The sequence below is a fragment of the Conyzicola sp. genome (assembly GCF_057073975.1).
Genome location: NZ_JBXMIS010000127.1, coordinates 1 through 9,301, shown reverse-complemented (window position 1 = coordinate 9,301; position 9,301 = coordinate 1). Strand labels below are relative to the sequence as shown.

Annotated in this window: 14 protein-coding genes; 4 read left to right on the top strand and 10 right to left on the bottom strand. The window is 67.6% G+C overall.

Going from position 1 to position 9,301, the window contains the following annotated elements:
- Positions 1–1,075, top strand: a 1,075-nt coding sequence (gene radA / locus AC14A7_RS11610) for a DNA repair protein RadA (protein WP_484009199.1), incomplete at its 5' end; no start/stop codon positions are given.
- On the opposite strand, the gene AC14A7_RS11605 is transcribed toward radA, so the two are convergent.
- From AC14A7_RS11605 to AC14A7_RS11590, 4 genes are read right to left on the bottom strand one after another with little or no spacing between them, the layout of a single operon-like run.
- Positions 1,076–1,294 carry a hypothetical protein gene (locus AC14A7_RS11605; protein ID WP_484009198.1) on the bottom strand — a complete coding sequence of 73 codons (219 nt, stop codon included), beginning with the start codon at positions 1,292–1,294 and terminating at the stop codon, positions 1,076–1,078.
- Positions 1,291–1,641, bottom strand: coding sequence for a TraR/DksA family transcriptional regulator (locus AC14A7_RS11600; protein WP_484009196.1), 351 nt, complete (start codon positions 1,639–1,641; stop codon positions 1,291–1,293). The genes AC14A7_RS11605 and AC14A7_RS11600 overlap by 4 nt, the downstream gene beginning before the upstream one ends.
- A 3-nt stretch (positions 1,642–1,644) precedes the next feature.
- Positions 1,645–1,779, bottom strand: coding sequence for a hypothetical protein (locus tag AC14A7_RS11595; protein ID WP_484009194.1), 135 nt, complete (start codon positions 1,777–1,779; stop codon positions 1,645–1,647).
- Complete coding sequence (locus tag AC14A7_RS11590; RefSeq protein ID WP_484009193.1) at positions 1,776–2,045, bottom strand: hypothetical protein; 270 nt, start codon at positions 2,043–2,045, stop codon at positions 1,776–1,778. The genes AC14A7_RS11595 and AC14A7_RS11590 overlap by 4 nt, the downstream gene beginning before the upstream one ends.
- Before the next feature lie 225 nt (positions 2,046–2,270).
- Between AC14A7_RS11590 and AC14A7_RS11585 the strand changes: the two genes are divergently transcribed.
- On the top strand, positions 2,271–2,879 hold the full coding sequence (locus AC14A7_RS11585; protein ID WP_484009191.1) for a hypothetical protein: 609 nt from the start codon (positions 2,271–2,273) through the stop codon (positions 2,877–2,879).
- Here AC14A7_RS11585 and AC14A7_RS11580 read toward each other — a convergent pair.
- Together AC14A7_RS11580 and AC14A7_RS11575 are read right to left on the bottom strand one after the other, a co-directional pair.
- Positions 2,845–3,276, bottom strand: coding sequence for a hypothetical protein (locus AC14A7_RS11580; RefSeq protein ID WP_484009189.1), 432 nt, complete (start codon positions 3,274–3,276; stop codon positions 2,845–2,847). The genes AC14A7_RS11585 and AC14A7_RS11580 overlap by 35 nt on opposite strands.
- A 313-nt stretch (positions 3,277–3,589) precedes the next feature.
- Positions 3,590–4,480 carry an aminodeoxychorismate lyase gene (locus AC14A7_RS11575; protein ID WP_484009187.1) on the bottom strand — a complete coding sequence of 297 codons (891 nt, stop codon included), beginning with the start codon at positions 4,478–4,480 and terminating at the stop codon, positions 3,590–3,592.
- 142 nt (positions 4,481–4,622) lie between these two features.
- Between AC14A7_RS11575 and AC14A7_RS11570 the strand changes: the two genes are divergently transcribed.
- Both AC14A7_RS11570 and AC14A7_RS11565 read left to right on the top strand, forming a co-directional pair.
- Complete coding sequence (locus AC14A7_RS11570) at positions 4,623–5,576, top strand: alpha/beta hydrolase (RefSeq protein WP_484009185.1); 954 nt, start codon at positions 4,623–4,625, stop codon at positions 5,574–5,576.
- A gap of 22 nt (positions 5,577–5,598) precedes the next feature.
- A complete protein-coding gene (locus tag AC14A7_RS11565; protein WP_484009183.1) occupies positions 5,599–6,462 on the top strand; it encodes an alpha/beta fold hydrolase in 864 nt (287 codons plus the stop codon).
- 16 nt (positions 6,463–6,478) lie between these two features.
- Here AC14A7_RS11565 and AC14A7_RS11560 read toward each other — a convergent pair whose 3' ends face one another.
- The 4 genes from AC14A7_RS11560 to AC14A7_RS11545 are packed head-to-tail and all read right to left on the bottom strand — an operon-like array spanning position 6,479 to position 9,235.
- Positions 6,479–7,237 carry a glycosyltransferase family A protein gene (locus tag AC14A7_RS11560; protein WP_484009181.1) on the bottom strand — a complete coding sequence of 253 codons (759 nt, stop codon included), beginning with the start codon at positions 7,235–7,237 and terminating at the stop codon, positions 6,479–6,481.
- Positions 7,238–7,260: 23 nt separating this feature from the next.
- The gene (locus tag AC14A7_RS11555; RefSeq protein ID WP_484009179.1) at positions 7,261–7,872 is read right to left on the bottom strand and encodes a hypothetical protein; all 612 of its coding nucleotides are present in this window, start codon (positions 7,870–7,872) and stop codon (positions 7,261–7,263) included.
- A gap of 22 nt (positions 7,873–7,894) precedes the next feature.
- The gene (locus AC14A7_RS11550; RefSeq protein ID WP_484009177.1) at positions 7,895–8,398 is read right to left on the bottom strand and encodes an amino-acid N-acetyltransferase; all 504 of its coding nucleotides are present in this window, start codon (positions 8,396–8,398) and stop codon (positions 7,895–7,897) included.
- Between the two features lie 9 nt (positions 8,399–8,407).
- Entirely contained in the window at positions 8,408–9,235 is an 828-nt protein-coding gene (locus AC14A7_RS11545; RefSeq protein ID WP_484009175.1) for an arginase family protein, read from the bottom strand.
- Positions 9,236–9,301 lie beyond the last annotated feature (66 nt).

Genomic DNA, 9,301 nt, shown 5'->3' with positions numbered 1-9,301 from the left:
GAGTGGTGAGCCCGGGGTCGGCAAGTCGACGCTGCTGCTCGAGGTCGCGTCGCGCGCGGCGGCATCCGGGCAGCGCGTGCTCTACGTGAGCGCCGAGGAGTCGGTGAGCCAGGTGCGGCTGCGGGCAGAGCGCACCGGGGCACTGCAGCCCGAGCTGTACCTCGCGGCCGAGACCGACCTCGCCACGATCCTCGGGCAGATCGACCAGGTGCAGCCGCAGCTCGTCATCGTCGACTCGGTGCAGACCGTGTCCTCCGGGCTCACCGACGGTCTGGCCGGCGGCCCCTCGCAGGTGCGCGAGGTCGCCTCCACGCTCATCCGCATCAGCAAAGACCGCAACCTGCCCGTGCTGCTCGTCGGCCACGTCACGAAAGACGGCACCATCGCGGGCCCCCGGCTGCTGGAGCACCTCGTGGATGTCGTGCTGCACTTCGAGGGCGACCGCCAGACCTCGCTGCGTTTCGTGCGATCGCAGAAGAACCGGTTCGGACCAACCGACGAGGTCGGCTGCTTCGAGATGACCGGCGATGGCATCGCGGAGGTCGCCGATCCGAGCGGCCTCTTCCTCAGCAGGGCGCGCACACCCGCCAGCGGCACGTGCGTGACCATCGCGATCGAGGGCCGCCGCGCACTGCCGGTCGAGGTGCAGGCACTCGTGGTCAAGACCCAGGCTCCGATGCCGCGGCGGGTCGTCAACGGCGTCGACGGCTCACGGGTGGCGATGCTGCTGGCGGTGCTCGAGCGGCGGGCGGGGGTCGTGCTCTCTGACCACGACGTCTACGTGTCGACGGTCGGCGGCATCCGGCTCACCGAGCCAGGGGCCGACCTCGCCATTGCCCTGGCAATCGCGAGCGCGTTTCGCGACAAGGCCTTCCCGGTGACCCAGGCGGCTATCGGCGAGATCAGCCTTGCCGGCGAGATCCGCCCGGTCGCGAGCGCCAAGCAGCGCGTGACCGAGGCGCGACGCCTCGGCTTCTCGACGGTGATCGACTCTGAGGCGCTACACGTGCGCGAGGCCCTTCGGCTCGCCTTCGCGTCGTCGACGGTCGAGCGCGTCGACGTGCCCGACTTCTAGCTACTCCTCCTCGTCGAGACCGTCGAGGGCGTCGTAGTCGTCGTCGTCATCTTCGTCGTCATCGTCATCGAGGTCGTCCTCTGGCAGGTAGTCGCCGGAGATCTCCGTCGACTCGAACTCGCCCTCCTCTGCGCCGACCTCGGGAATCGGCAGGCTGCCCGACGCACCCATGCTCTGGGGTGACGCGAACAGGCTGCCGGTGTCTTGCTCATCGCTCATGATCGTTCCTCTCGTGTTGTGCACGCCACGCAACGGCGCGCGAATGGCCGTGCCTCAAGGCGAGCCGCCGGGATGTCGCGGCCGCAGCTCTCGCACACGCCGTAGGTGCCAGCGGCGACCCGGCCGAGCGCGGCATCCACCTCGTCGAGGTGCTGTCGTGCCTGCCGCAGCATCGCCTCGGCCTCGGCCCGCTGGATCGACACCGTCGGCCCCTCTGGATCGTGCTCGTCATCGGCGGCAACGTCGCGGCGGGCGAGCAGCAGGGCGTCGAGCTGCGCAGAGGCCGCGCCGATAGCCCGTTCAACCTCCACCCGGTCGGCCAGGAGTCGAGTGCTCGAATCGCTCATCGCCTAGTGCGCCCCCGGCACCTGGTCGGTGGCCTCCTCGTCGTTGCCATCACTCGGTCCCTGGTCTGGCAGGGGCGGGTTGACCGCATCGCCGAAGACGTCGTCATCGTCGGGCGCTGGAGCTGTGGCGTTGCTCACAGCGCCGTTGCTCCGGTGTCTGCAGAGGCCGTCGAACTCGCTGCACCCTTGTGCGGCATCGCGTCGACGACCGCCTCCGCCACACCGTGCAGCGTCGGCGCCTTCTCTGCGATGAAGTGGTCGGCCTTCGAAAGGGCGCCCTGCACCTGCGGGCCCTCCCAAACATCCTTGATCTTGGCGTGCGCGTCGTTGAGCCTGTCTCTGCCGAGAACCATGGCCGCGACGACGCCGATGACGACCCCGGCCAGAAGGGAAATGCGAGGCATCTGCTACTCCTTTACTTCGGTTGGCTGCGGATCGAGATCTGCGTCCGTTGGCAGCTCGCCGTCACGCGGGTCGATCGGATTCTTGTCCATGCCCCCATCCCATACCCAGAGGAGGGGCGCGGCGGGGAATCGCATTCGACTCCCAGCTACCCGGGAGCCCACGCTAGGCATGCGCAGAGCGGAGTGCGACCTCGCGGATCGGCGGGAGGTCGGTAGGGTGCGTTCATGACTACACGTTGGGCCGCCATTGCGGCCGTCTCGCTGCCAGGGCTGGTTCTCGCGGGGGTCGGGCTGACGCATCCGGTGCGTCTCGATGCTGAGAGCGCACAGTGGTGGGTCACCATGCACATAGCTCTCGTGCCGCTCTTCCCGCTGCTCGCGGTCGCCGTCTTCGTGCTGCTGCGCCACGACTCGACACCGCTCGGATGGGCGGGCCGCGTTGCGGCGATCGCCTACGTCGTCTTCTACGGGGCTCTCGATGCCATCTCAGGGATAGCCGCCGGTACCGTCGTGCTGGCCACCGGAAGGAGCGGTGACGGGGTCGTCGCACTGTTCGGCACCGGCGGCAGCTTTGGCCGCATCGGCGCTCTCGCGTTCCTCGCTGCTGTCGTCTGCGTGCTCGGTTCGAGCTGGGTGGCGGGGGTGAGGTCGGTGCCGTTCTTCATCGCCGCGGCTGTGCTGCTCTGCAGCGGGCTGGTGTTCACGTTCCGGCACATCTACGCGCCATATGGCGCGGTCGCGATGATCGGTATTGCCGCGGGATTCGCCGCGATCGAACTGCTGCGGCAGCGAGCGCTGGCTAGGAGATCAGGAACAGCGCAGCAGCAATCGTGACCATCATGACGCCGATGCCGGCCCAGAGCACCATCAGGCCACGACCGGTCTCCTCGACGAGGGCTGCGGTGCGAGCAGTGAGGTACGGGATGGAGGTCAGCAGCGCCAGGTACGGCGATGCCGTCGGGTGTCCGGCCGAGCGAAGTGTGTACTCGTCGACGGCGGCGAGAACGACGGAAAGAAAGTAGAAGACCGATGCGCTCATCGCGAGAGTGATCGGGTCGTTGAACCCGAGCTGTACGGCAGAGGCCACAAAGCCGAAGAAGAGGGCGGGGGAGGCGACGAGGATCCATGCGCTCGTCGACGTGTCGACGTGGTCTACAGCGGCGACAGCGGTGCGTGAGCGTCCGATGGGCTGGTTGAGGCGGCTGACGTGGGCTACGTGGTTGCCTGACATGATCTCCCCTGACTCTGCTGGCCGTGAATCCGGCTGGCTGATGTGGCAAACCTACGCGTCGTACCCCGGGGTACATCATCCCCCGTTGTGGGGGACGTCTGGGGTACATGTGCGAAATGCGAAGGTTGGGAACGCTCCCATGAGTTCAAGCCTTGAATTCCATGCATTTCCGCTTCTTTTCGACCCTGCGAAATCTCCGGAAGCGATTTAGGTTTCACCGCGGGACGAAACAAAATCGACACGCTTCGGGGTACATTTCGTCCTCCTCATAGAGGACAGCAGTCCTCCGAACAGAGGACATTCGGGGGACAGCTCAGTGCTTGAGAGCTGACAGCCATGCATTGGCGTCGGCGGTGAACTCGCGGTCGAACGAGCGTGGCACTCCGTCGAGCTCTCGGACGGGCGCCAGATGGCGCACGCTCGAGACGAGCCAGATGTCATCGCTCTGCGCGAGCTCGAGCGGCGTGAGCAGCTCGAAACCCGTCGACAAGCCGCGCTCGCTCGCGAAGCGGAAGACGTTCGCCTGCGTCGTGCCGTCGAGGATGCCGAGGCCCGTTCCCGGCGACAGCAGCCGGTCGCCCCGTCGGTACAGCACGGTCGACGTCGGCCCCTCGAGCACGTACCCGTCACTCGACACGAAGATGACGTCATCGGCACCGCGCCGGGCGGCCTCGCGAAAGACGGAGCGGTTGACGGCGTAGCTCAGGGTCTTGGCGCCGGCCAGCAGCCATGGCGACGTCACCTCGACGTCGTGACGGTATCCCCGGTCGAGCGTGACGACGCGCACCCCGTCGGTGCGGGCGGCGGTGAAGTCACCGGCGTAGGCGGCGTAGACCCATCCGGTTGGACGCCCGTCACCCTCGATGCCGCGGGTCAGCACCAGCTTGACCCAGGAGTCGCGGGCCGCGTCGAGCTCTGCGACAACCGCCGCGATTGCCGCTCGCCAGACCTCTGCGTCGGGAGCCGGGAGGTCGAGCTTGGCCGCTGATGCCGCAAACCGGCGAAGGTGGTGGTCGAGTGCCTGCGGCACGCCTCCGCCGACGCTGATGGACTCGAAGACACCGTCGCCGCGGGTGGCTCCGAGATCGAGCACGCTGAGGTGCGGGAGTCGCGGGTCGGCCATCTCGAAGGGCGGCGCGCCCTCGATGTGGGGGGCGGCATCCTTCGATGGCTGGTTGAGCAGGGCGAGAACGTCGGTCGTCACCCGACCATTCTCCCCGCTGCGCCGGTATCGCCGCGTGGACGAATTCCCCACCGACACTCTTCTCAGCATTTAACAGCTATCAGCTATCCATCGTGCGCCTTACGCTCAGGCCGCACTCACTTCGCTGGATTACCGTGCTTGCATGAGATTTGCCCGCCCAGTGCTGCCACGGATGCCGGTCTGGGCGTGGCGTCTGGTGATGGCGCACCGCTCGCCCGGAGAGACCCGTCGCTTCAACGTCGACCCCCTCACCACCGTTTCGTACACGCACGATATCGACTACGCGAGCGACGGCGACTCAGCACAGCAGCTCGACGTGATCGCCCCGCTGCAGACCGCTGGCCCTCTTCCGGTCTACGTCTACTTTCACGGCGGCGGATGGACGTCGGGCGACAAGCGTTCGCTTACCAAGTACTGCGCGATTCAGGCGAACGGCGGAATGGTCGTGGTGAACGTGAACTACCGCCCTGCGTCACGGGCGCACATGGGCGACATCCTCCACGACGCCAACGACGCGCTCGGCTGGGTTCACCGCAGCATCGCCCGATTCGGGGGCGACCCCGCACGCATCGTGCTCGGTGGGGACTCCGCCGGCGGTCAGATCGCCGCTCTGCTAGCCGCGTCGGGCCGCCGCTCCGAGCTCGCCGAGCACTACGGCATCACCCCAGCCGTGCCGGACTCGTCGATTCGCGGAGTCGTGCAGCACTGCAGCGCGGTCGACTTCTCCGTCATCTTCGAGCGCGGGTTCATCATGGGGCTCCACTTCGTCAGGATGCTGCTGCCGACCCGCGTGGCCAACCACCTGCTTCCGCACGCGGCCCGCTTCCTCTCCCCCATCGAGTGGCTCGACGAGGGCTTTCCCCCCGTGCTCGTGACCACCTCAGAGCACGACTTCTTCTACAAGGCCAACCTCAACTTCATCGCGCGGCTTCGCAGCGCGGCCGTTCCCGTCGAGACCCTCGTCTTCGACAAGTCCCACCGGCGAGCCCGGCACACCTGGCAGCAGGACGACCGCATCGCGGAGTCCCACACCGTCTACCGACGCGTGCAGCGCTTCATCCTCCGGGTTGCCGCACCGGCTGTTCATCCGGCCTGAACCCGCGCTATATTCGGTTTTCGTGGTACGCGAGCGCGAACTCGACGAGGCCATCAACGACCTCGACTGGACGACAGTGCCGGACGGAGCTGTTCGTTCCTACTTCCATGCCCCGAGCGGCCGACTCGCGACACTCTCCATGGGAGACGAGTCGCACCCCCGGGTCGTGCTCATACCCGGGGTCACCGGGTCGAAAGAGGACTTCCTGCTCATGCTGCCGCTCTTGGCAGAGGCTGGCTACCATGTCTTCAGCTACGACATGGCAGGCCAGTACGAGTCGGCAGAGGCAGGGCCAGGCCCTGGTGTGCGCTACACACACGACCTCTTCGTCGCCGACCTGATCGCCATCCTCGAGGCATCACCCGGCGCATCCCACGTGCTGGGGTACTCGTTTGCCGGCACGATCGCCCAGCTCGCCCTGGTCGAGCGACCAGAGCTGTTCGCGAGCCTCGCCCTGCTGAGCTGCCCACCCCAGCCCGGCCAGGGATTCCGCGGCATCAAGCGAATCGGGCGGATCAGCACCCTGACCACGGGAGCGATCGGCGCCTCCCTCATGATCTGGGGACTACGGCGCAACGTCACCCACGTGCCGCCCGGGCGGCTGGCCTTCGTCACCTACCGGCTCGGCTTCACCTCCCGCGAGAGCGTCGCGCACGTGATCGCGCTCATGAAGAACACCCCAGACCTGCGGGCCCAGATCAGGGCGTGGCCCCACCCCAAGCTCGTGGCCGTCGGCGAGCACGACCTGTGGCCGACGGCACTGCACCAGGAGTTCGCGGAGCAGATCGGCGCGGCGCTTGCCGTGTACCCGACCGGCCACAGCCCGTGCGAGACCGCGCCCCATCAGCTCACCCGCGACCTGATCGCGCTCTACCAGAAGGCCTGAAGCCGCGCGGCCTTCCTTATCGCAGAGCTCGCTGCCGGGCTCGCTCCCTGGCGAAACGGCGGCGCGCGGAGCGCCGATGCGCAGTGGGAATCTCCCTGCCGTTGAGCCGGATGGTGGCATACGCAAGCACAAGGCGGCGGCGCAGCGTCGGCCAGGTGTCGAACGGTCGGGCGGATATGCCGACCCGCAGAGACCGGTCGAGCACAACATCCATGTCTGGCTCGATGTGGTAGCTGAGGTCGAGGTCATCGTGCACCTCGCTGAGGTCACGGTGCACCGTGCGCCGAAGGCGCTGCCACGCACTCGCGCGAAGGGCGAGATTGGATCCGAACAGCGGTGGATGCCCGAGCACGAGCCCCATGAACCAGAAGTACCCGCCGATGTAGAGGAAGCGACCGGCGAAGTGCGTGAGCCGGTTGCCACCGTAGAAGTCGCCCGGTCCCGTCAGCGCCGTGAGCGACGGGTCGGCGTCGAAGGCAGCCTCGACCCGCGCGACCCAGTCCGGTGGCGCTACCGAGTCCGCGTCGAGGCGGGCGAGCACCTCACCACGTGCGGCGTCGAAGCCAGTGGCCGTCGCGGGAAAGATTCCCAGCCGCGGCTCGACCACGACGCGTGCGTGCCCGGCAGCAGCCACGGCCGCCGTCGCATCCGTCGATCCGTTGTCGACGACGACGATCTCGTCGGGTACCCGCGACTGCCGCGCAAGAGCGTCGAGGCAGCGAGCGAGCATCTCGGCGTCGTTGCGCACCGGTATCACGACCGAGATCGAGGACATGGCCTCGATTGTAGCGACGGCCCCTAGTAGAGCAGGAAGGCCCTCGACTCCGCCGACTCGATGTCGCCGAGCAGCACCGTGAGCCGGTAGGTGCCTCCGCCGGCGGCAACCTCTGGGCGTGTGGTGTCGCATGTCGTGGTGGAGGACCTCGTGCGGTCCCACGCGAACGGCGCGGTCGACTGCGCATTGTCGGCGCCAGGCTCGAGGGTGAACTCCTGCGGTGCAGGTGCCGTCTGGCAGTCACGCGAGTTCCAGATCGCATCGCTTCCGCTCGTGATGCGGTACTCCTGCGCATCGGTGCCGACGTTGATCGTGCACGCGGCGGCACCGAGGTTCGTGATCGTCATCGAGATGAGGGGCTGCTGGCCCGCCTGGTACTCCGAGGCGTCTGTAACGGCCTCAAGACTGATGGAGTCGGGATTGCAGGCCTGCGGTTCGAGGTCTTCCTGAGCCGCCGACGACGATGTTGGCGTCGAGCTCGGCGTCGAGGCTGGCTGCTTCTCTCCGCCTTTCGGCGCGAAGACGATGAGCAGGATGATGACGATGACCAGCAGCAGGCCGCCACCCACCACGAGCCGGCGCCGCCAGTACACACTGCTCGGCTGCGGGCCGACGGGGTTTCGGAACGTCGACATGCAGTCAGGCTAAGCCTGATTGCTAGACGAGGTCCTTAAGCATCCGCGTGTTGCCGAGAGTGTTCGGCTTGACGCGTGCCAGATCGAGGAACTCCGCGACTCCCTCGTCGGGCGAGAGTGCGAGCTGGGCGTACACGTCGGGGGCGACGACGCCATCGCCGATCGCCCGGAAGCCGTGCCGTTCGAAGAACTCCGTCTCGAAGGTGAGGCAGAAGAGCCGCGACAACCCGAGCTCGAGGGCGTCTGCCTCGATGCGCTCGAGGATGGCATGGCCGACGCCCGTGCGCAGCCACTCGTCGGCGGCGGCGAGGGTGCGCACCTCGCCGAGGTCCTGCCACATGACGTGCAGCGCGCCGCATCCGATCGGGGTGTCGTTCTCGTCGACCGCCACGCGGAACTCCTGCACTGCTTCGAACAACACGACGAGGTCTTTGCCGAGCAGGATGCGCTTCTGCACGAGCGGCTCGACCAGGGCCTGGATGGCAGGAACATCGGAGGTGCGGGCGCGGCGGACGGTGAAACTCACGTAGCGAGCTTACGGCGCTGAAACCGCAAGTCGCCCGCGCTCCAGCCACTTCGCGAGGCGCTGCACGAAGGCCGCGACGCGTGCCGCCGAGCGGCCCTCGTCGAGGTCGGGGTTGTACACGCCGATACTCGCCCCGAGGCACCCGCCGTTCGCAACCAGAAGGCCGACAGTGCGCTCTAGCCGACGCCAGCTCAGCCCGCCCGGCTGGGGGGAGTCGACGGCGCCGAGCGCGCTCGTCGAGAGCACGTCGAGGTCGATGTGCAGCCACCACGGCCCGGAGATCGCCGGTGCTGCGAAGTCGAGCAACTCGTATGCCGTAGCCGCGTTGACCCACGCGTCATCGTGGATGGCGACCAGCGCATCGATGCGGTCCTGCCCGAACTCGCCGATCTCGCTTGCGTCGCGGGGGCCGAGGGCCACCACCCTCGATGGATCGACGAATGGTCCGATGGGCGCCGCCACCGACCCGACAGCGATACCGAGCTCGCTGTCTGACGCCTCGCCGCGCACCTCCGGTGTCGGCTGCCATGCATCCTCGTGGCCGTCGAGGAAGACGAGCCCGGGGTCGTGCATCGCAGCGACGCCGCCGAGCAGGATGGGGCAGTCGCCACCGATGACGATCGGCACCTCCCCGGCGGCGAACGCATCACGCACTGCCGCCTCGACATCCGCGACCATTCGTACGAGTGCCTTCTCAGCGAGGAACCCGGATGGACCGCGCACCGGCTCCGCCGACACGTGGATGTCGATGCCCTCGAAACCGAGTGCCGCGGGCATGCGGGCGACACCCGTGCTGAATCCAGCAGAGTTGAAGGGGACATTGATGTAGCGCACCACACGTCGAGACTATGCGCCGCTGCCTAGAAGCCCCCGAGAAAGCGAGGAAGGGGGGGCGGGTTCCCT